We start from the raw sequence: 23,631 nt of genomic DNA, 5'->3' as shown, positions 1-23,631 counted from the left end.
GATGCAAATTCCCCCGCGAATCGCAAAAACCTGGCAGCAATTCGACAGAAATGCGGCACGAGCAAATCGCAGTGCAATTAATAGATAGGTAACTCGCTAGAATAACGACTGTTGGGTAAACGCCGTGCAGAAACTCTTGCGATGAATGGGGCTTAAACCTACGCGCTCGATCGCATCGATGTGCGCTTGGCTTGCATAGCCCTTGTTCTCGGCAAAGTGGTAATCGGGGAATTGCTCTGCGTATGTGCACATGAGCGCATCCCTCTCAACCTTCGCCACGATGGATGCCGCCGCAATCGACGCGCATTTGCCATCACCCTTGATCACATTGACCTCACGCGGATCGAGATGCATCGGATTCCCATCAAGAAGGACGACATCGGGATGCACCCCCGCTTGCTCGATAGCCTTAACAGCACTTGAAAACGCAAGCCTGAGCGACGCCGTCATGCCATGGTCATCGATGAAGGAAGGCTCCACATAGTGCACGTCCCAGGCGAGCGCGACGCGCTTCACTTCCTCGGCGATGCGCTCGCGATCAGCGGGTTTCACCTGCTTGGAATCGTTTAAGCCTGCAATCCTGGGGTTCGCTGGCAAGACGACGGCCCCGACCGCCAAAGGTCCCGCAAGCGGGCCGCGCCCCACCTCGTCGAGACCGACCACAACGGCATGAGGGTTCTCTCCGCACAAGGAGCGCTCGAAAGAGTACATCGACACCAGGCGAGCTTCTTCGTCGGCTTCGGCCTTAAGGCGCCTTTTCGCAACGGCAAGAGCACTTCTGACGCCTTTGCGCTCATCGGCGACAAGCGCGCGCTCGAGCACGGCAAATTCCTCCGCATTCGCTTCGGCAAGCCTCTTCTTTATTTCGGCAACCGTTACGCCCATGAGCGTCTCCTTCGCAACCTCGCGCCTGTTCGCGCAAACCCCGCAGCGTGTCCCGATAAACGAAAAGGCCCACGAGGGGCCTTTTCGATGGATATAAACGAAGCGTTCGCCTTAGCGGAACGACTTCTCCTTGATTTTCGCAGCCTTGCCAACCTTCTTGCGGAGGTAGTACAGCTTGGCGCGACGAACATCGCCACGACGGGTGATCTCAATCTTGTCGATCTTGGGGGAATGCACCGGGAATGTACGCTCGACGCCCACGGAGAAGCTGATCTTGCGAACGGTGAAGGTCTCGCGGCAGGAAGCACCATGACGGCGGATGACGTCGCCCTGGAACACCTGGATACGCTCGCGGTTGCCTTCGACGATACGATAGTGGACCTTCACGTTGTCGCCCACTTTGAAATCAGGAAGGTCCTGCTTGATTTGCTGCTGCTCAATAGCGCGGATGATGTCCATCTTCGTTTCCTTCTATGCTCTCTTTTGAAACCGTTTTGTACATATCGGTGTAAAGACACAGTTGGACATTATACTGCGCACGTTAACCAAGCGCAATAGCATTGCACTTGAAATTCGACGAGTTTCCGAGAGAGGTCCTGGACCGCTCGCTGTGACGAGGCGTCGTATACATCCCGGTCTTTACGTTGATACTTTTCACTCTCGCTAAATGAGCGTGAGCAAGGCGTAGGATACCACACCTGCCACCGCACAGCCAAGAAGCGATTTCGTCCTCCACGCCACCACCACGACTACAGCGCTCGCCACCAAAGGAGCCGCGGCGGGCCATATGCCAGCAGCAAACATCCCCGGCGAGAGCAGGTCGTTTGCGACAAGCGCGGCAAATGCGGCAGAAGGGATAAAGCCAAGCGCGCGCTCGACGACATCGGGTAGAGCGCGTCCCTTCAAAAGGAAGAGCGGCAGCACACGACATGCGAGCATCGTCACGATGCACGACCCCAAGACAATGAAGTATTCTTCCCACGTCATTCGCGCTCACCTCCCTTCTCGCGCACGCCTTCCCCACCGACAGAAGCGGCCCCGATCCGCGCCTCAATCGCCGCATTCTCGCGCGTGCGTGCAAGGCGCACCTGAGAGACGCACAGCGCGGCGGCGACACCCAGCACTGCACCAAGGAGAATCGCTGGGCCGGTGAGCCCGACCAGCTTGAACACGTAGACGCCAAGCATCGCGACCGCAGCGGCGACGACGTTTTCAACCGTCGCCTTCTGCGTGCACAGAAGGCAAATGAAAATCGAGGTCATGGCGAAAGAAGCGATCGCGAGCGGGATGCCGATGGCGTTGCCCACCAGCACGCCGACCGTGCACGAGAGCGTCCACGAGGTGCACGAGAACAGGTTCACGAACAGGGCCCGGCGCACCGACCAGCCCCCCTCCTCGAACTTGAGGGTGTTCACGCCGTAGCTCTCGTCGGTCACCGTGGCGGCGAACAGAAACGCGAGGCGCTTGCGCACGCCGATGCAATGGGGAGCGAAGGCCGCCGAGTAGAGCATCTGGCGCGTGTTCACGAACGAAACACTCGCGATGATGGAAGCGATCGGCGCGCCGGCAAGCCACATATTGGGAATCATGAACTGGCCCGCGCCTGAATAGAAGAGCACGGACATGGCGAACACCTGCAGCGCGTTAAGGCCGATGGAATCGCACAGGATGCCGCACGGCAGGCCGATGGCAACATAGCCGAGCACGATGGGAAGCGCCGCCTTGAAGCTGGCTTGCAAATCGATTTTTAGATCAGTCATAGTTCTTTACACGTGAAGGGAATGGGGTTCGAATAGGTTCTGAAAGCGCGACTTCGCATAGCGGTCGGTCATGCCTGCGATATAGTCGGTCGCAGCGCGGACATCGTCGCCTTCCGAGATGGCGCGATATTCGATGGGAATCTCACCTGGGTTGTCGATGTAGTACGAGAAAAGCACCTCGATGAGGCGCATCGCCTTCGCCACTTCCTCCATCACCGCATCGCACGTATAGACGTTCTCGAAGAGGAACGAACGCAATTCGGCCATGGCGTCCCAAACGCGCGGCGACAAGCGGATGTCACCCTCTGCCGCCGATGTGCGCACCGTATCGACCACGAGCGTCTCGATGCGCGAAGAGTGGTCGGAACCGAGCACTTCGTGCGTCGACGAGGGAAGATCACCCTCACGCAGGACTCCCGCGCGGATGGCGTCGTCGATGTCGTGGTTCACGTACGCGATGCGGTCGGCCACAGCGACGATGCGGCCCTCGAAGGTCTCGGCGCGCACAGGCCCCGTGTGGCAGAGGATGCCGTCGCGAACCTCGGGCATGAGGTTCAAGCCCTGCCCGCCGTTCTCGATCACCTCGACCACGCGAAGGCTCTGCTCGTTGTGACGATAGAGCGCCGCCGCCTCGGGACTGTCGGGGTCGACGCCGCGCACGCGCGCAATAACGCGGCACAGCGCATCCTCACCCGTGTGGCCGAACGGCGTGTGTCCCAAATCATGGCCAAGCGAGATAGCCTCGGCGAGGTCCTCATTGAGACCGAGCGCCCGGGCGATAGTCCGCGCGATCTGGGCAACCTCCAGGGTATGCGTGAGACGCGTACGGAAATGGTCGCCCTCCGCCGCAAGGAATACCTGCGTTTTGTGCGAAAGCCTCCGAAACGATTTCGTATGGAGGATCTTGTCGCGATCGCGCTGGAAATCATTGCGCAGGAAATCGGGCTCGCTCGAACGGTCGCGCCCCTCGGATTCGTCGGAGAAAGCCGCATCCGACGAGAGAAGCTCATGCTCGCGAAACTGCTGATCCCCCCTGGTGACGATGCGCATCGTATCTCCTGCCCTCGATTTCCAACTACCCGAAGTGTAGCAGATGTCGCGGCTAGAGCGAGCGTGCCGCAATTTCGCGTGCGGCATCCTGGGGCGAGAACACGCCGAACTCGGTGATGATTCCCGAGATGAGCTCGGCGGGCGTCACGTCGAAGGCGGGGTTGTACACATCGACTCCATCGATCGGCTGCGGCAGGACCTCACTTGGGTCGCGCTCTTCGATGGGAATGGCCGACCCGTCGGGCAGCGAGGCGTCGAAAGTGCTTGCGGGAGCCGCGACGTAGAAGGGAATGCCGTGGTGGTGCGCGAGAACGGCAACCCCGTACGTTCCGATCTTGTTGGCGACATCGCCATTTGCGGCAATACGATCGGCTCCAACGACGACGAAGTCAATCTCGCCCTTCCGCATGAGGCTTGCCGCCATGTTGTCGCATATCACCGTCACGGGCACCCCAGCGCGGGAAAGCTCCCAGCTCGTGAGGCGCGCGCCCTGGCCCACAGGACGCGTCTCGTCGGCGAACACACGCTCGACTTTCCCCTGCTCAGCGGCAGAATAGACCACGCCAAGCGCCGTCCCGTAGAACACAGTGGCGAGGCTTCCCGCGTTGCAGTGCGTGAGAATGCGAGCGCGCTCGGGGACAAGCGAAGCCCCCGCAGCGCCGATCGCGCGGTTCACCGCCTCGTCCTCGCGTTCGATGCGAAGCACTTCGTCGAAGAGGGCATCGGCCACCTCGCCAGGCGCTGCCCCCTCCGCGACGAGGCGCTTCGCGAGGGATTCCATGCGCGCGGTGGCCCACATGAGGTTCACCGCCGTCGGACGCGCAGCCGCGATTTCCGCCGCAACGGGCCCAAGTGCTTCAAGAAAGCGCTCGGACGACTCGGCGCATCCGTGCGACACGGCGCCCGCCGCACCCTCGTTCACCGCCCAAAGCGCCACAGCGGCAGCTCCCGCAGCACCGATGGCAGGAGCGCCGCGCACGGCAAGGGTCTTCACGGCATCCACGACACGCCGCCACTCGCGCGTTGTGCAAAAGCGCTCTTCGCCAGGCAAGAAGCGCTCGTCGAGATAGATTAGCTCCGCTCCCCCGTCCGCAGCGCGCCGAAAGCTCACGCTGCGCGGAAGTTGGGACAAGTCGATAGAATGACGCACGTAAAGACCCCTGTCTTGTTAGAATTCCGCGTTACCGACAGTGCGCGGATGGGGAATGACGTCGCGGATGTTCTGAACTCCGGTGAGGTACATGACGAGGCGTTCGAAGCCCAGGCCGAACCCCGCATGGCGACACGAACCGTAACGGCGCAGGTCGCAGTAGTACTTGTACTGCGCCGGGTCCATGCCGAGCTCGCTGATGCGGCGCTCGAGCACGTCGAGGCGCTCCTCGCGCTGGCTGCCACCGATAATCTCGCCGATGCCAGGTACAAGGCAGTCAGCCGCAGCGACGGTCTTGCCGTCGTCGTTCAGGCGCATATAGAACGCCTTGATCTCGACCGGGTAATCAGTCACGAAGGTCGGGCGCTTGAAATGCTCTTCAGTGAGAAAGCGCTCATGTTCGGTTTGCAGATCGATTCCCCAGCTCACGGGATATTCGAACGTATGACCCTTTGCAACCGCATCTTCCAAGATGGAAACGGCCTCGGTGTAGGTTACCCGCGCGAAATCGCTTGTCGCCACGTGCGTCAGACGCTCGATGAGCCCCTTGTCGACGAACTTGTTCAGCATGGCGAGCTCGTCGGGGCAGCGATCCATCACCTCGTTGATGACGTGCTTCAGCATGTCCTCCGCGAGGTTCATGTCGTCTTCGAGGTCGGCGAACGCAATCTCGGGCTCGACCATCCAGAATTCTGCCGCATGGCGCTTCGTGTTGGAGTTCTCCGCACGGAAGGTCGGGCCGAAAGTGTACACATCGCCGAAGGCCATGGCGAAGTTCTCGGCATTGAGCTGGCCTGAAACGGTGAGGCTTGCCGGTTTGCCGAAGAAATCGCGGCTCCAGTCAACCTCGCCTGCGCGAAGTTCGCCCTTCGACTCGGCAGCAGCCTTCTCGCTCACGCGCGGCACATCCTCCATATCAAACGCGGTCACGCGGAACATCTCGCCCGCACCTTCGCAGTCGGACGCCGTGATGATCGGGGTGTTCACGTAGAGGAAGCCGCGATCCTGGAAGAAGCTGTGGATGGACGCAGCCGCGATGCTGCGGATGCGGAAGACGGCGCGGAAAAGGTTCGTGCGCGGACGCAGGTGCTGCTGGGTGCGCAGAAATTCCACCGTGGCGCGCTTCTTCTGGAGGGGATAGTCGGGCGCAGATACGCCTTCGACGACGATGCTCTCGGCGGTGAGCTCGAAGGGCTGCTGCGCCTCGGGGGTGAGCTTAAGCACGCCTTTGCAGATAAGCGCCGCGCTCACATTCTGAGCTGCGATTTCATCGTAGTTCTCCAGCGTTTCGCGACTCATCACGACCTGAAGGTCGCGAAAGCAGCTTCCGTCGTTCAAGGTGACGAAGCCGAAGTTCTTCATGTCGCGCACCGAGCGGACCCAACCCGCCACGGTGATTTCCTTGCCCCCGAACGCGTCGACATCAGCGAACAGCTGGGCGATTTTCGTGCGTTGCATCTTTCCCCTTCCCAAGATATGCGCAAAAGGGGCCGAGCGCGGAACGCCCGACCCCTGCAATGGTAAACCTAAGGTGTCGCTACTCTTCTTCGAGCGCAGCCTGAGCCGCCGCGAGACGGGCGACGGGCACGCGGTAAGGCGAGCAGCTGACGTAGTCGAGTCCAATCTTGTTGAACGTGTGGATGGAATCCGGGTCGCCACCGTGCTCGCCGCACACGCCGCAAACCAGGTCGGGGTTGCCCTCATGGCCGAGCTTCACGCCCATTTCCACGAGCTTGGCCACACCCGGATCGATCGTGGCGAACGGGTTGTACGGAAGCAGGTGCTCCTGCAGATACTGCGGCACGAACTCGGCCTCGACGTCGTCGCGGCTGAAGCCGAACGTCGTCTGGGTGAGGTCGTTGGTGCCGAAGGAGAAGAAGTCTGCCTGCGTGGCAATCTCGTCAGCGGTGACGGCGGCACGCGGCAACTCGATCATGGTGCCGACCTCGATGTCGAGTTCGACGCCCTCTTCAGCGGCCACTTCCGCGATGATCTTCTTCGCGACGGCGCGCAGCTTCTCAAGCTCGGCAACGGTCGACACGAGCGGGATCATGATCTCGGGCTTCGGATCGAGGCCTTCCTTCTTGAGCTTTGCGGTTGCGGTTGCGATGGCACGCACCTGCATTTCGGGAAGGATGGGATACACGATGCCCAAGCGGCAGCCGCGCAGGCCCAGCATCGGGTTCTGCTCGGCGAAGCCGTCAATGCGTTCCATGAGCATGCGCTTCTCGGCGATAAGGGTCTTGTCCCCGCCCGTCGCCTCGAGACGCGCGATTTCCACGTCGAGCGCACGCGGGCTCTCGAGGAACTCATGCAGCGGCGGATCGAGCAGACGAACGATGACGGGCAGCCCGTCCATTTCCTTGAACATGCCGTAGAAGTCGCCGGTCTGGGCCTCGAAGAGCTCGCCGACCGCCTTCTCGCGAACAGCGTCGTCGTCGTTCAAGATGAACGTCTGGATAATCTGCTTGCGCTCGCCCAAGAACATGTGCTCGGTGCGGCACAAGCCGATGCCCGATGCACCGAAGTCGCGGGAGAGCTTCGCGTCCTCGGGGTTGTCGGCATTCGCGCGGACGCCGAGCTTGCGGAATTCGTCGGCCCACTCGAGAATGGTGTCAAGATCGCCGGTGAGCTCGGGCATCACCAGGTCGACCGCACCCAAAACGACGATACCGGACGTGCCGTCGAGCGAGATCATGTCGCCTTCTTTGATGACGACGTCAGTGCCGGCAACCGTTGCCTGCTTCTTTTCGGCATCGATCTTCAGGGCCTCCACGCCGCACACGCACGGGGCGCCCATGCCGCGAGCGATAACGGCAGCATGCGAGGTCTTTCCACCATGGGAGGTGAGGATGCCCTCTGCCGCGATCATGCCAGCGAGGTCATCGGGGTTGGTCTCCCAGCGGACGAGCACGCACTTGCGGCCAGCTTCGGCGGCAGCCACAGCGTCGGCGGAGGAGAACACGGCTTCGCCCACCGCAGCACCGGGGCTCGCGTTCAGGCCTCGAGCGAGCACGTCGTAGTCGGCGTTCTTGTCGAACTGCGGGTGAAGCAGCTGGTCAAGCTGGTCGGGGGCGACACGACGGACAGCCTCCTTCTTGTCGATGAGGCCCTCCTTCTCCATGTCGATGGCAATATGGAGCGCGGCGGCGGCAGTGCGCTTGCCCACGCGGGTCTGCAGCATGAAGAGCTTGCCCTGCTCGATGGTGAACTCGATGTCCATCATGTCGTGGAAGTGGTTCTCCAGGAGCACGAAGATTTCCTCGAGCTCGCGACCTGCTTCCTCGAGGCCTTCCACATGCTTGAGTTCGGCAATGGGGCTCGTATTGCGGATGCCCGCGACGACGTCTTCGCCCTGGGCGTTCACCAGGTAGTCACCGTAGAATTCCTTCGCACCGTTGGCAGGGTTGCGCGTGAACGCGACGCCCGTAGCCGACGTGTTGCCCTTGTTGCCGAAGACCATGCACTGCACGTTGACGGCGGTGCCCAAATCGTCGGAGATCTTGTTCTTCTTGCGGTAGAGGACCGCACGGGGGTTGTTCCAGCTGCCGAACACAGCCTCGATGGCGAGCTTGAGCTGCACCATCGGGTCCTGCGGGAACTGCACGGCACCGTCGACGACGAGCGCGGGGTATTCCTCGCCCGAGACGTTCTCAGTGAAGATGCCCTTGAACTCCGCGACGAGCTCTTGCAAATCTTCAGCGGTGAGGTCGGTGTCGGACTTGACGCCACGCGTCGCCTTCATGGCGTTGATGGCGTTTTCGAACAGGTCGCCGTCGAGACCCATGACAACGTTCGAGAACATCTGGATGAAACGACGGTAGGAGTCCCATGCGAAACGGGGGTTCTCGGTCTGCTTGATGAGGCCGTTGATGGACTCATCGTTCAGGCCGAGGTTCAAAACCGTGTCCATCATGCCGGGCATCGACATGGGAGCGCCGGAGCGAACGGAGACGAGCAGCGGATCTTCCGCGTCGCCGATCTTCTTGCCGATGCGATTCTCAAGATCGAGACGATACTCGTGAATCGTATCGAGAACGCCTTCCGGCCACACATTGCCGGCGTTGGCGTACTCCATGCACGTCTGACAGGAAATCGTGAATCCCGGAGGAACGGGAAGGCCGATGTTGGCCATCTCGGCAAGGTTCGCTCCCTTGCCGCCGAGCGTTGCCTTCATGGTGGTGTTGCCCTCGGTTACGTTGTTTCCCTGAGCGTCTTTGCCAAACGCATAGACGCGCTTCACTGGTTCGGTCACCTTGTTCTCCTTACAAGCTCCGGTTACCTTTTTACCCATGACGTCGGAAAACGTGACTCATTCAGAAACATTTCGTGCACGTTTCCCATCCGTTTCGAGTACTACTCAACTATACCAGTAGGTACGGGGTGGAGACGCTCGTAGTAGCGCAATATCTCCTGAGCGGTCTCCTCGACGGCGCGGTTTTCAGTGTGAACGACGATAGCGCCGAGCCGTCGCATGAGCGCGCGAGCCGACTCGAGGTCCTCGTAGACGTAGGTAGGATCGGCGTAGCTGCTCGCGACACCAACGGCGTTGCCGAGCCTGCGAGTGCGGATGCCCACGAGCACCTCGGGCGTCGTCATGAGGCCGAACAGGTGCGTCGGGTCGACATCGTAAATCTCGCGAGGCGGCTCGGTATGCGGATCGAGCGGAACGTTCGCCACCTTATATCCCTGCTGGGAAAGATAGATCGAAGTCGGCGTCTTCGAGGAACGCGAAACGCCGAGCAGGACGATATCTGCCTGCGTGAGGTCTTGGGGGTTGCGCCCATCGTCGTGGGCAATGGTGAACTCGATTGCCTCGATGCGGCGGAAATAATGCTGGTCAGCCACATGCAGACCGCCGGGCTTCGACGAGGGCTCGAGCCCCGAAAGCCCCGAAATCGCGTCGATGACCTGCGTCATCAAATCGATTGCGATGATATCGGGCTCGGAAGCTGCATACTCGGCCAAGCTGATACGCAGCTCCTTGTCGACGATGGTGTAGCAGACGAGGATTTTAGGCGACCCCTTCAGTTCCCGATGAAGCTGCATGTGGTCTTCGAGGAAGCGCTTCACCTCCTCGAACTTGCGCACCTTCGGCAATACCTCGATGCAGGGGTTCGTCACGCCGAACTGCGCGGCGGCGGCGCGGGCCAAAGCCTGCGCCGTCAGTCCCACGGAGTCGCTGATGACGTGAATCGTCGGCAGGGGCGTCCTGTTCGTGTGCACAACGAAATCCATCTCTCGCCTGGCTTTTCCTGTTTGGGTGGTTTACTTTTGGGCCTTCTTCGCCATCAGCCCGAAATCGGCGACGTCCGTAAACACGCCGACGAAGCGATTGAGCAGGCGCAGGCGATTCTCACGCAGCGATGCGTTCTCGTCCATAACCATGACATCCTCGAAGAAGGCATCGATAGGCTCCTTGAGCGCCGCAAGGGCAGAGCAAGCTGCATCGAAGTCCTTGCCGGCGAGCGCGGAGGCGACCTTTTCCTCCCCTTCCTCGCAGGCATGCAGAAGCGCGAGCTCGGATTCGCCGAGAATCGAGGTGTCGACCTCGCAGCCGAGGACGGCATCCGCGAGGTTGTGGGCACGCGTAAAGGCACCCGCGAGCGCCTCGTAGGTCTCGGGCTGCTCGGCGCGGGCGGCATCGAGCGCGCAGGCGCGGGCGAAGAACTCGGCGGGGTCGATGACGTCGACCGCAGAGACGGCCTCGATCGAGTCGAGACGGATGCCCTCGTCCTTGGCGATGGACTTCAAGCGGCCTGCGAAGAACTGCTCGATCTTCTCAGCCACAGCGGCGCAATCGAACTTAAGCCCCTGCTCGGCGTAAGCATCAAGCGAGGCTGCGATGAGGTCTTTCAGGCCGACGGTGGGCATCGTGCGCAACATGGCGATGATGCCGATTGCGGCGCGGCGGACAGCGTAGGGGTCGGAAGATCCCGTCGGCGGCTCGTCGATTGCGAAGATGCCGCAGCAGGTATCGAGCTTGTCGGCGATGGCGACGCACTTGCCGCAGACGCCGGAGGGCAGCTCGTCGCCCGCGAAACGCGGACGGTAATGCTCGCGGATGGCGGCGCAAACCTCGGGAGCCTCACCGGTGGCCTCGGCGTAGTAGCCACCCATAACGCCTTGCTGGTTGGTGAACTCGACGACAGCCTGGGAGACAAGGTCGGCCTTAGCCAGGTGAGCTGCACGGACAGCGTTCGCAACACCCGCCTCATCCTCGCCGGCAGCAGCAGCGGCCGCGCCCGCAAGCTTCTCCATGCGCTGAACCTTCTGCAGCGTGGTACCGAGCTTTTCTTGGAACGTGACGATGCCGAGGCGCTCGACGAACTCCTCCATCGGGCGCTTCAAGTCCTCATCGAAGAAGAACTTGGCGTCGTCAAGGCGCGGGCGCACGACGCGCTCGTTGCCGGAGACGACCGTGGCGGAGACCTTCGGGTCGGCATTCGAGACGATCACGAACTCGCGGGTGAGCTTGCCCGCGGCATCGAAAATCGGGAAATAGCGCTGGTTGGAGAGCATGGACTCGCAGATGATCTCCTGCGGGACGCGGAGGAATTCCTCGTCGAACTTACCGACGAGCACGGTCGGCCACTCGCAGAGGTTCACAACCTCGTCGAAGATGCGCTTGGGCGTGTCGACATGGCTGCCGGGACGAGCGGCCTCGATAGCGGCGATGCCCTCGCGGATAGCCGCCTCGCGCGCCTCGGCGCCGAGCACGAAGGAATCCTTGAGCACCTGCTCATAGGCGGCAGGACTGGAAACGACATGATCGCCGGGCGCGAGGACACGATGACCGCGCGTGGTGTTGTCACTCGTCACGTCGGCGTAGGACACCGGCACAACTTCCTCGCCCAAAAGCGAGCAAATCCAGCGGATCGGGCGCACGAAGGTCTCATGCTCGGAGCCCCAGCGCTGGGAGCGGTAGTTGGGCCACTCGATGGCCGCGATAACGTCGTGGCCGAGAGCCGAAAGAATGGGCATGGCGGGCTCGGAGGGCACGTTCTTCTCGGCGAAAACGTACTCGTTGCCATCCTCGTCCACCTTGCGAGTAAGCGCGGAGGTCTCGACGCCGCACTTGCGGGCGAAGCCTTCGGCAGCCTTGGTGGGGTTGCCGTCGGCATCAAAGGCGATCTGGGCCTTCGGGCCGCGCTTGACCTCGTGAACTGCCTCAGTGGCGCAGGCGACGTCGGCCACGATAGCGGCAAGACGGCGCGGCGAGGAGATGACGCGCACATCGCCATGGGAAAGCCCGGCCTCGTCGAGCATCTTCACAACGAGCTTGGGAAGCTGTTTGGAAGCGTTGATAAGCGGCGCCGAGGGCATTTCCTCAGTGCCGATCTCGAGCAGGAAATCCAGAGTATCTGCCATTTAGGCCACCTCGCCCTTCGTGGAATACGTGTCTTTCTTGCCAGCGACCTCGGCAAGATAGCTCTCGCAGCAGGCCTTGGCGACGGCGCGGACGCGCAGGATGTAGTTGGCGCGCTCGGTCGCCGAGATGGCGCCACGGGCGTCCAAGATATTGAATGCATGGCTGCACTTCATGACGCAGTCGTAGGCGGGAAGCGGCAGCTTGCGATCGAGACAGGAGTGGCACTCGGCCTCGTACTCGTCGAACTTGCGGCGCATCATCTCGACGTCGGCAACCTCGAAGTTGTAAGCCGAGAACTCGACCTCGTTTTCATGGAAGACGTCGCCGTAGGTCATGGGGGTACCGTCGGGCAGATAGGACCAGACAAGGTCGTAGACGGAGTCGACGCCCTGCACGTACATGGCGATGCGCTCGAGACCGTAGGTGATCTCGACGGGCACCGGGTCGACCTCGATGCCGCCGACCTGCTGGAAGTACGTGTACTGCGTGACCTCCATACCGTCCATCCAGACTTCCCAGCCAAGGCCCCAGGCGCCGAGCGTCGGGCTCTCCCAGTCGTCCTCGACAAAGCGCACGTCGTGCTCGTCAGGATCGAGGCCGATCGCCTTGAGCGAGCCGAGGTAGAGCTCTTGGGAGTCGACCGGGCAGGGCTTCAAGATGACCTGGAACTGGTAGTAGTGCTGCATACGATTAGGATTCTCACCATATCGGCCGTCGGCCGGACGACGGCACGGCTGCGGATAGCAGGTGCGCCAGGCGTTAGGCCCGAGGCTGCGCAACGTGGTGGCGGTGTGGAAGGTACCCGCGCCCACCTCGCTGTCGTAAGGCTGCATAACGACGCAGCCCTGCTTCGCCCAGTAGCGCTGCAGGTTCATGATGATGTCCTGGAACGTCAGCTTGTCGGCCACGGGGCCGGCGGATGTCTCTGCCATGACTCTCCTTCTCGTATCGATGCACGGGACGCCGAGCGCCCGGTTTTCCCTTGCTAAGACAGCACCCCGATATGCGGAATCGGCCAGTAGGTGAACACGGCGTGACCGGTAACGCTCGAGGCTTTGATTGCGCCGAAATAGCGCGAATCCTGCGAATTGGTTCGATTGTCCCCCATGACCCAAAGGCAGCCCTCGGGCACGGTATAAGGATAGCTGATGGAAACGGCCGTTTTGTCGAATGGCTCGGAAACCTTGTTCTCGGTATAGGGCTCGTCGAGCACGACCCCATCGACGACGACCTTACCGTTTTGCAGGTCGACCGTTTGGCCTTCGGTGGCGATGACGCGTTTGATAAGCGTGCGGTTGGAAACGAGCGGATCGGCGAACGTGATGATGTCCCCCTGCTTGGGCTCGTTCGCATAATAGGATAGCTTTTCCGAGAAGACGAGGTCCCCCACCTCGATGGTGTCTTCCATCGAACCCGAGGGAATCTCGTAGGCACCGAAGACGAAAGCGTTCAACAAACGCGAAAGGCCGAACACGACGAGCACCATGATGACGATGCTGAGCAGACTGCGAACCATCTTAGAGCCCTGGCGTTCGGCATGCTGACCGGAAAACATGAAGCGAGATATCCTTTCGATACGGGGGCTGCCGCCACCCGTGATTCAAGTCGTGAATTCGAATGATAGCGCTTCGCGCAATGCCTTAGCCCTCTTCGTGCAATCTTTGCAGAAAATCCCTGTCAGCGGGCGAAAGTTCCACGTCGTCAAGCAGGTCGGGGCGCAAGCGGGCCGTGCGAAGCAGACTCTGCTCGCGACGCCACTTCGCCACCTTGCCGTGATCCCCCGAAAGAAGCACGTCGGGAACTCTCATTCCACGGAATTCGGCAGGGCGCGTGTACTGGGGATACTCCAAAAGGCCGTCCGAGAAGCTCTCGGTGATTGCCCCTTCCTCGGCACCGAGCACGCCGGGAAGCTTGCGAACCACCGCGTCGATCACAACCATCGAGGCGAGCTCGCCACTGGTGAGCACGTAATCCCCAAGCGAGATAACGCGGTCAGCCAACGTGTAGACGCGCTCGTCGATGCCCTCGTAGTGCCCGCAAATGAACAGGAGGCGCTCCTCTTTAGCGAGATCGAGCGCGATATCGTCGCAAAAGCGCTCGCCCTGCGGTGCAAGGAAGATGGTGTAGGGCTTGGAGCAATTCGACTGCGGCGCGGCGGGCGGATCGGGCAGCGCCCAGTCGCTCGGCAGTCCTGCTGGCGCGGAAGTGCCAGAGGGCACTTCCGGCTCGTGCGGAACTCGCTTTGTGGACGCCGCCCGATCCGCCCGTTCCAGGCAGGAACCGAAATCGCGCTCTACTCCCCTTGCACAGATTTCGTCGTACGCCTCGAAGAGCGGCTCGCACTTCATGACGAGGCCCGCCCCGCCACCGTAGGGGTCGTCATCGGTCGTGCGATGGCGATCATGCGTCCAATCACGCAGGTCATACGCGTGAAAGTCGAGAATTCCCTTCTCTTGGGCGATGCGCATCATCGATGAGTTCATCACCGAGTCGTACATGCCCGGAAACGTTGACAGGGTCTCGATGATCATCCGGTGTCCTCCTTGAAACGAAAATGGGCGCCCAGGACCAACCCCGAGCGCCCACCTTGCAAAATCGCGGTGCTACAAGCTTAACAGGCCGCGCGGCACGTCGACATCGATGCGCTCGCGTTCGTCGTCGACCCCTATCAGGAACTCATCCACAAGCGGAATGAGCAGGGTGCCTTCCCCACCTGCCCGATCGACGATAAGCAGGCTCTGACCAGGATTGTCCTCCACGCGCGAAAGCGTTCCCAGAAGGCCCGCCTTGGCATCGTGGACTTCCCAGCCGGACGCTCCATCCGAATGCGCGGCCGCCACAGCCTGCGCGAGTTCGGGAAGCTCCTCACGGCGAACGAGCACGTGGCATCCGCAAAGGGCCTTCGCCGTGTCGATGTCGGCAACGCCTTCGAACCACACGACAGCAGAGGTGTCATCCTGTGGGCGGATTTCCTCGACTTTCGCACGACGGGGCACATCGAGAACAGGCGGCACGAATGCCACCTCCATGCCCTCTTCGAGCAAAAAAGGAAGGCCCGACGCGCTTCGCACGACGAGCCCCCCATCTAAATTCTTCGCAGTCGCCAACCAGGCAACATCAGCCCAGGTGCGCACTAGTCGACAATCTCCACGTCAACGGGAATGTCGGCACGGGAAGCAGCCGCACGGGCAAGCGTGCGGATAGCCTTGATGACGCGACCTTGGCGGCCGATGATCTTGCCAGCGTCCTCTTCGTTCACGCGAATCTCCACGAGAATCGAGCCCTCTTCGGACTCGCTCCCCTGAATGTCAAGGTCCTCCTCGTTATCGACGAGGGGACGAACAATCGCGTCAACCAAGCCGACGAGGTCTTCCGTCTGCTCGGACATGTCTTCTACGCTTCCTTGCGAGCAGTTTCGAGAAGACGAGCGACCGTGTCGGTCGGCTGTGCGCCATTGGCGATCCACTTGTCAACCTTCTCGAGGTCGAACTTGATCATGGAAGGATCGACGCACGGGTTGTAGCGGCCGACCTCCTCGATGAACTTGCCGTCGCGCGGAGCGCGGGCATCAGCAACAACGATACGATAGTACGGACGCTTCTTCGCGCCGTGACGAGCCAGGCGAATTTTGACTGCCATGAAGTTGAACTCCTTTTACCTTACATCTTTCGATTTCCGCGAAGCTTCAACTTCGGGAAAAACAGCGATTTCTAATATTACCCAGATTCGGGGAAAATGGCAAGCGAGAACTCATGATGCCCACACAAACGGGCGAAAGCGGGCTACGCAAGGCTTGCGCCAAGCTCGCGAGCCTTCTCAAGACCGGGGTTGCCTGCGATAGCCCCCTTCTCGAAAACGGCGTTCACGACGACCTCGCCGATGCTCTCCTGATGTGTGTATGCGTTCGAACGGCGGTACGTGTCGAGCAGCGAGTCCGCCGCCGTGATGTCTTTGTCCTCGAGGCAGAGGAGCAGGCCGACGCGCGGGATGTTGAACGACTTCGCGATTCCGCAGAACATGCGGTCCTGAAACGCCTTCAGCTGCGCGGGGTACGTGAAGCAGTAGAGCGGCGTAGCGTACACGAGCACGTCAGCCCAGTGAAGATCGGGGTAGAACCGCTGCATGTCATCTTGCTGAACGCAGGCGCCTTCGTGGGTGAAGCAGTAGTTGCACCCAAGACAGCCCGCAATCTTCGCGCGCCCGGCATCGATGCGGCGAACCTCGCAGCCAGCCGACTGCGCACCTTCGATAAACACCTCGGCGAGCGTGTCGGAATTGCCGCCCACGCGAGGACTTCCTGTCACTACTAGCACCCTGCAAGACACTTTGTTCCCCTCTCCTTTAGCGCGCTCGGCAAGCGGGCCTCTCTTCCCGCGGGTCAAGCACGAACTTATACTTCCCCGCTGCAACTCGGCAAGCGAGTGCTGCGAAGCTCGAACGACAGGGCGAGCCCGCGTCCCGCTCTGCGCGCTAGAAACAAGCAGACATGTGGCGGCCTCGCAGCGAGCCGCCCGACGTCGCAACTCGCTACTTATCGCCCTGCTCAAGCATCGCCTGCACCTTCTTGATGTCGGCCATGCTCATGCCGCCCGGCATTCCCGGGATGCGACGGCGACGCTTGCCCTTCTTACCCTTCTTGCCGGAAAGCTCGTCGGCAGAAGGCATCATCTTCTTCATCATCTTTTTGGTCTCGTTGAACTGCTTTATGAGCTGGTTCACCTCAGTAACCGACACGCCGGCGCCCGCTGCGATACGCGCGCGGCGACTGCCGTTCAAGATGTCGGGCTTCTCGCGTTCGGCCTTCGTCATGGAGTTGATGATAACCTCCATGTGGTCGAGCGCCCCCTCGTCGACCTGCCCCGCGCCGAGCGCCTTGTCGCCGCCGGGAAGCGCGCTCACAAGCTTGCGCACGCCGCCCATCTTGCGAATCTGGCGGTTCATGTCGATGAAGTCGTTCAGCGTAAGCTGTGATTTCGCGAGGCGTTTTGCGGTTTCGGCCTCTTCGGTTTCCTGCTGCACGCGCACGGCGCTCTCAATGAGGCTCACCATGTCGCCCATGCCGAGGATGCGCTTGGCAACGCGGTCAGGATGGAACTCCTCAAGCGAGTCGGGCTTCTCACCTGCACTGATGAACTTGATGGGCTTTCCCGTGACTTCCTTAATGGAAAGCGCGCCGCCGCCGCGGGCGTCGCCGTCCATCTTCGACATGATGACGCCGTCGAAGTCGACGCGCTCGGCGAATGCTGCCGCCACGTTCACGACGTCCTGGCCGGTCATGGCGTCGACGACCATGAGGATCTGATCGGGCTTGACGGCGCTTTTGATTGCCTCGGCTTCCGCCATCATCTCGTCGTCGACATGCAAGCGGCCCGCCGTGTCGACGATAACGACGTCGCGCAGATGGTCGATGGCGTCCTGCACACCTTCCTTCGCAATGGCGACCGGGTCTTTCCCGTCGCCGCGATAAACGCGAACCCCCATCTCGTCGCCGAGCGTTTGAAGCTGGTCGGCAGCAGCGGGACGATACACGTCGCACGCGACGAGCAGCGGCGAGTGCTTTTCTTGCTTCAGGCGATAGGCGAGCTTCGCCGCCGCGGTGGTTTTGCCCGAGCCCTGAAGGCCGACGAGCATGATGACGTTGGGGATGCGGCTGGAAAGGACGAGCTTAGAGTCCGTGCGCCCCAAAAGCTCGGTGAGCTCGTCAAGCACGATTTTCACGACGTTTTGCGCGGGCGTGAGCGAATCGAGCACCTCGACTGTGAGGCAACGTTCCTTCGTGCGCGCGCAAAACTGCTTCACGACCTTGAAGTTGACGTCCGCCTCGAGCAGCGCCATGCGGATCTCGCGCATGGCGGAATTGATATCCTCTTCGGTCAAGCGGCCTTTTCCGCGCAGGCCCGAGAATATGCCCTGCAAACGCTCGGAAAGACTTTCAAGCATGAATCCTCCAGTTTGGAAATCGAAAATGCACAGTTCTTGCGATTATACGCCAGGCGGGGCGCATGAAGGAAAAGACCTCGGACCGCACGCGAAGACTGCACCGAAAACGTGGAAACAGGCAGCAGCTCGCGGGTCGTGAGCGAATGGGACAGGAACCAGCATGATGTGACAGGAGTCATGATGGGACAGGAGTCGGGTGATTCGTCTCACCGCGAGCCCTTCCAAAAAAGTGCAGTGAAATGTTTCGTTGCCAAAGCAGGAAAGCGAACTAGGGCGAAAGCAAGACCGCAGATTGAAAATGAGCCGAATCGAAGGTGAATCCCCCAACTCACTGCAACGAAAAAGGCGCCGACCTCAATGGGAAGTCGACACCCTGAACAGGTAGTTTACCGAGCGAGAAAGCGAAGCTGCTTTGCCGCTACTCCTCGTGATGTTCCTGCGCGCGCGGGGCACGGGAGCGCACCTGGTTGTGCGGCTCGCGAACAGGTTGACCCTGCGAGCTGGAAGCTTGCTGCGGACGAGTACGGCGGCGCTGGTTCGATCCGCCATTGCGGTTCTGCCCCACCGGCACGGCACAATACGGGCACACCGTCCACGAAGGCTCGAGCGCATGATGGCAGTTCGAGCAGAGATTCTTCAGACGCGTGTGGCAGTTCGGGCACAGCACGTAGTCGTGCTCGACAGGATAGCCGCAGTTCGCACACTCGCCATACTTCATAAGCTCGCGCTGCTTCAAGGCAACCTCGAGCTCCTGCTCGTCGCGATCGATCTGCAGCAGGGGCGGGCGAAGCAGGCAGTACGCGATGACGCCTACAAGCGGCACGAGCGCAACGATGCCCCAAACATACCAATGTGTCCCGCGCATATACGCGTCGCGAATGACCCACACGATCGAAAGGACATAAAGCACCACAAGCAGCACGATGAAGACCGTGAACGCCGTCATCAGTTCCGGCGTGATGAGCTGCGACATCAATTCCGACATGGATTCCTCGTTTCCAATGACGCCCGTCCAACAGGCATTTCGGGCAACTAGCGAACGATTATAGCAAAAAACCTTTAGAGCGAACGGCATACCTCGCGATATCGCAGACATCGCCAGATAACGTATATGAGAGTAAAGAAGAGCCTATGGGCTGCTGTTAAAACCCGACCACACGCACCACGCAAATTACCCTAACCTACGACGGAATGCACCCATTCAACCAATGTATCGAAATCCCATGAGCCTTCGGCCACGCCGAGCATGGCTTTCAACAGCTCGTCATGACGTGGCTGGAATGCAAGACCGGATATTCTAAGGTACGCTCCCATAAGAGCGGTGGCGGTTCGCTTATTGCCATCAACAAACGGATGGTTTTTGATGATGCCATAAGCATATCGACACGCCTTGGCTTCGTCGGTTGGATAGAGCTCTACGCCGTCGAAGGACTGGAGCGGCTGAGCGAGCGCAGATTCCAGAAGCCCCTCGTCTCGCACACCGTCGATTCCTCCGAACTTAGCGATTACGGCAGCGTGCACCGCAATCGCCTCATCTTTGGCAATAGAGCGGAAACTCATTTTGCAAGCTCCTTGAAAACATCGGAGTATTCATCCATGAAATCGACCGCGATATCCAAAGTCGATGCATCTGTTCCAACTGGCTGAATCACCACCCAAGGCTTATTGTTCTTCAAGACAGTAACCGGCTTTCCGGTTCTGTTGACCTCCGCCGTCAAGCGGGAAAAGTGGGTCTTGGCCTCAGCAAGGCCCATCGTCAGCGTTGCCATGTAATCCTCCTTCCAATATGGTCAGAATTATGACCAATTATTATGGCAACGTCAACCTGAGCCATTACCTTCGAACGTAGCGGAGCCAGTGAACTTGCCGAATTCGACTGCGGTCACCGCGACGGTGCCATTGCCGAGCTTTTTTATTCTCACCGTAGAACACAGTCCGTCCAACTGGATAAAAAACCACGCCGGACCCGATAGGCAAGTCCGGCGCAAAAGAGATGCGAACTCTAGCCTAACTCCGCAAGCTGCTCCTCGACGCGCGCGAGCTTGTCGCGCAGCTCGACGAGCTTTGCCGTGTCCTTCTCCACGATCTCGGGCGCCGCCTTCGCAAGGAAGCCGGGGTTGGAAAGCTTCTTAGCGAACTTGGCCTCATCCTTCTGAAGAGACGCGCGCTCCTTGGTGAGGCGGGCGCGTTCGGCCTCGAAGTCGATAAGGCCGGTGAGCACACAGTACACCTCGCAGCCGTGCGCAACGACGCAGGCGCTCTCAGCAGGCTTTTCAGCGTCGGCTGTGCGAAGGTCGAGCCCTGCCACGCGGCCCATCGAGGAGATCTGAAGCTTCAGGCCGTCGAGCACCTCAGTCGTTGCCCCGTCAGCGCGAATGACGACATCGAGCTCCTGCTTGGGCGAGATGCCGTAGCGCGCACGCGTCGAGCGGACGGCGCTCACCACGTCGCACAGAAGGCTCACCGCACGCTCGGACTCCTCGTCAACAAGCGACGCGAGGCTTTCGGGCTCGGGCCACTTCGCCATCATGAGCGCGGGCGCCTCCCCTTCCGCATGCGGGACGTTTTCCCAGATAGCTTCCGTGACGAACGGCATCGCGGGATGCAGAAGGCGAAGCGCGTTGTCGAGCACGTACACGAGGTTGCGCTGCGTCTGCAGGCGGGCGTCGCCCTCTTCGCGCAAGCTCGCCTTGCAAAACTCGATGTACCAGTCGCAGAACTCGTTCCAGAAGAAGGCGTGCAGCTCGCGTGCCATCTCTCCGAACTGGTAAGTTTCGATGTCCTTCGTGACCTCGACGGAAAGCTTTGCCAGGCGGCTAAAGATCCACGCGTCGGCCTGCGAGACCGCGCGCGGTTCGCCGGGCGTGAAGCCGTCCAGGTTGCCCAAAACGAAGCGACTCGCGTTCCAGATCTTCGTCACGAAGGCGCGCGCCGACTCCGTGCGCGGGCTGCCGAGAAGCTCGTGGGTCTTCTTGTCGATATCGGCGTCGAAACGCACGTCCTGGTTGTTGGTCACAAGCGTGAGCAGGTTGAAGCGCATCGCGTCGGCGCCGTACATGGAGATGAGGTCCATCGGGTCGACGCCGTTGCCCTTCGACTTGGACATGCGCGTGCCGTCCTTCGCGAGGATGGTCGCGTAGATGACCACGTCCTTGAACGGGATTTCCTTAAGGAAGTACGTCGACGACATGATCATGCGCGCCACCCACAGCGCGATGATGTCGCGCGCGGTGACGAGCGCGGTCGTCGGATGATGCCCTTCCAGGCGCTCGGGATGCTCGGGCCAACCTTGCGTGGCGAACGTCCACAGCTGGCTCGAGAACCAGGTGTCGAGCACGTCCTCTTCCTGCGCGACATGGTGGCTGCCGCACTTCGGGCACACGTCGGTGTCCTCCATGAGTGCATCTTCCCAGCCGCAGTCCTCGCAGTAGAACACGGGGATGCGATGGCCCCACCACAGCTGGCGCGAGATGCACCAGTCCTTGAGGTTCTCCATCCACGTGAGATACGTCTGCGTCCAGCGCGAGGGATGGAAGGTGACCTTGCCGGAGGTGACCGCCTCGGTCGCCGGTCCCTTCAGCTTGTCGACGGCGACGAACCACTGCTCGGACAGCCACGGCTCGAGCGTCGAGTCGCAGCGGTAGCAGTGCATGACGGAATGATGATGGTCGTCCACATGGTCGAGCAGGCCGTGCTCCTCGAACCAGGCGACGACCGCTTGGCGGCACTCGTCGCGGCCCATGCCCGAGAACCCGCCGTAGCCTTCGACCACGTGCGCCGTCTCGTCGAAGATGTTGACCTTCTCAAGGCCGTGACGCTCGCCCATGCCATAGTCGTTGGGGTCGTGAGCAGGGGTTACCTTCACGAAGCCCGTGCCGAAGCCCGCATCGACGTAAAAGTCGGAAAAAATGGGGATCTCGCGGTCGACGATGGGAAGGCGAACCTTCGCGCCGACGAACTTGTCCTTGTCGTGGTCCTTCGGGGAGACCGCCACGCCAGTGTCGCCGAGCATCGTCTCAGGGCGCGTGGTGGCCACCACGACGTATTCCTGCCCATCGACAGGCTCGACGAGCGGGTAGCGCAGGTACCACAGGTGGCCGTCTTCTTCCTTGTACTCCGCCTCGTCGTCGGCGATGGCCGTCGTGCAATGCGGGCACCAGTTCACGATGCGCTTGCCGCGGTAGATCAGCCCGTCATGGTACCAGTCGCAAAAGACCTTGCGCACCGCGGTGGCGTAGTCGGCGTCCATGGTAAAGTGCGGGTCGGAGAAGTCGATCGAGCAGCCCATGCGCTTGATCTGCTCGACGATATGCCCGCCGTACTCGTGCGTCCAGTCCCAGCAAGCGTCGACGAACTTCTCGCGGCCGATCTCGCGGCGGGAGATTCCTTCGGAGGCGAGCTTCTTGTCCACCTTCGTCTGCGTGGCGATGCCCGCATGGTCGGTGCCCAAGATCCAGCGTGTGGAGACGCCGCGCATGCGGTTCATGCGGATGATGGTGTCCTGGATGGTGTCGTCGAGCGCATGGCCCATATGAAGCTTGCCGGTCACGTTCGGCGGCGGGATCGTCACCGTGCAATCGCCCACGCCGGGGTTGCGGCGATAGTAATCGCCGGCGAGCCATTTGTCGAGCATGCGCTGCTCGACGGCTTCTGCATCGTAATTCTTCGGCATGTTTTCCATTGGATGCAAGCTCCTTCGATGAAACGTAAGCGGACAGGCGCAAAAACGCCGAGAGGGGCGCCCGTAAAAGGCGCCCCGGGAAAGTACTGGTTAGGAAGCGGGAACGATCTCGGGGACCGTTTCCCCCGTGATGTCGCTCGCGCGCACGATGACGTGCGTGGCGACCTTGTGCTCAGGCAGGTCGTACATGACGTCCTGCAGCACGCGCTCGCAGATCGAGCGCAGGCCGCGGGCGCCCGTGCCGTGCTCCTGGGCCTCGTGCGCGATGGCGCGCAGGGCATCCTCTTCGAACTCGAGCGTGGAATCTTCGAACTCGAACATCTTCGTGTACTGCTTCACAAGTGCGTTCTTCGGCTCGGTGAGGATGCGGACAAGGTCGTCCTCGGAGAGCTCGTTGAGCGCCGTGATCACGGGGATGCGGCCGACGAACTCGGGGATCATGCCGAACTTGTTCAGGTCCTCGGGAAGCACCTGCGCCAGAAGCTCCGCCTCGGCGTGCTTCTTGCTCTCGGGCAGCTCGGAGGAGAAGCCCAGACCGCTCTTGCCGACGCGCTGACCGATGATGTCGGCCAGGCCGACGAACGCGCCGCCTAGGATGAACAGGATGTTCGTCGTGTCGATGTGGATAAGCTCCTGCTGGGGGTGCTTGCGCCCGCCCTGCGGCGGCACGGAGGCCTCAGTGCCCTCGACGATCTTCAAAAGCGCCTGCTGCACGCCCTCGCCCGAAACATCGCGCGTGATGGAGAGGTTCTCGGCCTTGCGGGCAATCTTGTCGATCTCGTCGATGTAGATG

23 protein-coding genes are annotated in these 23,631 nt (G+C 61.0%); all 23 read right to left on the bottom strand.

The window, feature by feature from the left end; all coding sequences use genetic code 11:
• Positions 1-96: 96 nt before the first annotated feature.
• Positions 97-885, bottom strand: coding sequence for a ribonuclease HII (locus Q0G85_RS05360; protein ID WP_297155444.1), 789 nt, complete (start codon positions 883-885; stop codon positions 97-99).
• Positions 886-996: 111 nt separating this feature from the next.
• Positions 997-1,344, bottom strand: coding sequence for a 50S ribosomal protein L19 (gene rplS / locus Q0G85_RS05355; RefSeq protein ID WP_296058664.1), 348 nt, complete (start codon positions 1,342-1,344; stop codon positions 997-999).
• 204 nt (positions 1,345-1,548) lie between these two features.
• Positions 1,549-1,872: an AzlD domain-containing protein gene (locus tag Q0G85_RS05350; RefSeq protein WP_297155442.1), complete on the bottom strand. Its 324-nt coding sequence runs from the start codon at positions 1,870-1,872 to the stop codon at positions 1,549-1,551.
• Complete coding sequence (locus tag Q0G85_RS05345; RefSeq protein ID WP_297155440.1) at positions 1,869-2,645, bottom strand: AzlC family ABC transporter permease; 777 nt, start codon at positions 2,643-2,645, stop codon at positions 1,869-1,871. The genes Q0G85_RS05350 and Q0G85_RS05345 overlap by 4 nt, the downstream gene beginning before the upstream one ends.
• A 6-nt stretch (positions 2,646-2,651) precedes the next feature.
• Positions 2,652-3,695 (bottom strand): deoxyguanosinetriphosphate triphosphohydrolase, encoded by a 1,044-nt coding sequence (locus tag Q0G85_RS05340; RefSeq protein WP_297155438.1) that lies wholly within the window; start codon positions 3,693-3,695, stop codon positions 2,652-2,654.
• Positions 3,696-3,747: 52 nt separating this feature from the next.
• The gene (gene mtnA / locus Q0G85_RS05335; protein WP_297155436.1) at positions 3,748-4,845 is read right to left on the bottom strand and encodes an S-methyl-5-thioribose-1-phosphate isomerase; all 1,098 of its coding nucleotides are present in this window, start codon (positions 4,843-4,845) and stop codon (positions 3,748-3,750) included.
• 18 nt (positions 4,846-4,863) lie between these two features.
• A complete protein-coding gene (gene asnS / locus Q0G85_RS05330; RefSeq protein ID WP_297155434.1) occupies positions 4,864-6,303 on the bottom strand; it encodes an asparagine--tRNA ligase in 1,440 nt (479 codons plus the stop codon).
• 79 nt (positions 6,304-6,382) lie between these two features.
• The gene (ppdK, locus tag Q0G85_RS05325) at positions 6,383-9,100 is read right to left on the bottom strand and encodes a pyruvate, phosphate dikinase (protein ID WP_297155432.1); all 2,718 of its coding nucleotides are present in this window, start codon (positions 9,098-9,100) and stop codon (positions 6,383-6,385) included.
• Positions 9,101-9,201: 101 nt separating this feature from the next.
• On the bottom strand, positions 9,202-10,083 hold the full coding sequence (locus Q0G85_RS05320) for a pyruvate, water dikinase regulatory protein (RefSeq protein WP_297155430.1): 882 nt from the start codon (positions 10,081-10,083) through the stop codon (positions 9,202-9,204).
• 30 nt (positions 10,084-10,113) lie between these two features.
• Positions 10,114-12,216 carry a glycine--tRNA ligase subunit beta gene (gene glyS / locus Q0G85_RS05315; RefSeq protein ID WP_297155428.1) on the bottom strand — a complete coding sequence of 701 codons (2,103 nt, stop codon included), beginning with the start codon at positions 12,214-12,216 and terminating at the stop codon, positions 10,114-10,116.
• Entirely contained in the window at positions 12,217-13,149 is a 933-nt protein-coding gene (locus Q0G85_RS05310; RefSeq protein ID WP_297155427.1) for a glycine--tRNA ligase subunit alpha, read from the bottom strand.
• A 53-nt stretch (positions 13,150-13,202) separates the two neighbouring features.
• A complete protein-coding gene (lepB, locus tag Q0G85_RS05305; protein ID WP_297155425.1) occupies positions 13,203-13,772 on the bottom strand; it encodes a signal peptidase I in 570 nt (189 codons plus the stop codon).
• A gap of 85 nt (positions 13,773-13,857) precedes the next feature.
• Positions 13,858-14,748 (bottom strand): tRNA (guanosine(37)-N1)-methyltransferase TrmD, encoded by an 891-nt coding sequence (gene trmD, locus Q0G85_RS05300; protein ID WP_297155423.1) that lies wholly within the window; start codon positions 14,746-14,748, stop codon positions 13,858-13,860.
• 72 nt (positions 14,749-14,820) lie between these two features.
• Complete coding sequence (locus tag Q0G85_RS05295; RefSeq protein WP_297155421.1) at positions 14,821-15,351, bottom strand: ribosome maturation factor RimM; 531 nt, start codon at positions 15,349-15,351, stop codon at positions 14,821-14,823.
• Positions 15,351-15,605 (bottom strand): KH domain-containing protein, encoded by a 255-nt coding sequence (locus Q0G85_RS05290; protein WP_297155419.1) that lies wholly within the window; start codon positions 15,603-15,605, stop codon positions 15,351-15,353. The genes Q0G85_RS05295 and Q0G85_RS05290 overlap by 1 nt, the downstream gene beginning before the upstream one ends.
• A 5-nt stretch (positions 15,606-15,610) precedes the next feature.
• Positions 15,611-15,856, bottom strand: coding sequence for a 30S ribosomal protein S16 (gene rpsP, locus Q0G85_RS05285; RefSeq protein ID WP_158049236.1), 246 nt, complete (start codon positions 15,854-15,856; stop codon positions 15,611-15,613).
• A 143-nt stretch (positions 15,857-15,999) separates the two neighbouring features.
• A complete protein-coding gene (locus Q0G85_RS05280; RefSeq protein WP_297155417.1) occupies positions 16,000-16,521 on the bottom strand; it encodes a flavodoxin family protein in 522 nt (173 codons plus the stop codon).
• Between the two features lie 223 nt (positions 16,522-16,744).
• Positions 16,745-18,157, bottom strand: a complete 1,413-nt coding sequence (gene ffh, locus Q0G85_RS05275; protein WP_297155415.1) for a signal recognition particle protein — start codon at positions 18,155-18,157, stop codon at positions 16,745-16,747.
• Positions 18,158-18,575: 418 nt separating this feature from the next.
• The gene (locus Q0G85_RS05270; protein ID WP_297155413.1) at positions 18,576-19,142 is read right to left on the bottom strand and encodes a zinc ribbon domain-containing protein; all 567 of its coding nucleotides are present in this window, start codon (positions 19,140-19,142) and stop codon (positions 18,576-18,578) included.
• A 191-nt stretch (positions 19,143-19,333) separates the two neighbouring features.
• Positions 19,334-19,717 (bottom strand): type II toxin-antitoxin system death-on-curing family toxin, encoded by a 384-nt coding sequence (locus Q0G85_RS05265; protein WP_297155411.1) that lies wholly within the window; start codon positions 19,715-19,717, stop codon positions 19,334-19,336.
• Positions 19,714-19,926, bottom strand: coding sequence for a type II toxin-antitoxin system Phd/YefM family antitoxin (locus Q0G85_RS05260; RefSeq protein ID WP_297155409.1), 213 nt, complete (start codon positions 19,924-19,926; stop codon positions 19,714-19,716). The genes Q0G85_RS05265 and Q0G85_RS05260 overlap by 4 nt, the downstream gene beginning before the upstream one ends.
• A 233-nt stretch (positions 19,927-20,159) precedes the next feature.
• A complete protein-coding gene (locus tag Q0G85_RS05255) occupies positions 20,160-22,838 on the bottom strand; it encodes a valine--tRNA ligase (RefSeq protein WP_297155407.1) in 2,679 nt (892 codons plus the stop codon).
• A gap of 90 nt (positions 22,839-22,928) precedes the next feature.
• Positions 22,929-23,631, bottom strand: a 703-nt coding sequence (locus Q0G85_RS05250; protein WP_297155405.1) for an AAA family ATPase, incomplete at its 5' end; no start/stop codon positions are given.

Source organism: uncultured Ellagibacter sp. (assembly GCF_934617235.1).
Lineage (GTDB): Bacteria > Actinomycetota > Coriobacteriia > Coriobacteriales > Eggerthellaceae > Ellagibacter.
The sequence above is the reverse complement of the archived record's forward strand: the minus strand, read 5'-3'. Positions and strand labels throughout refer to the sequence as shown.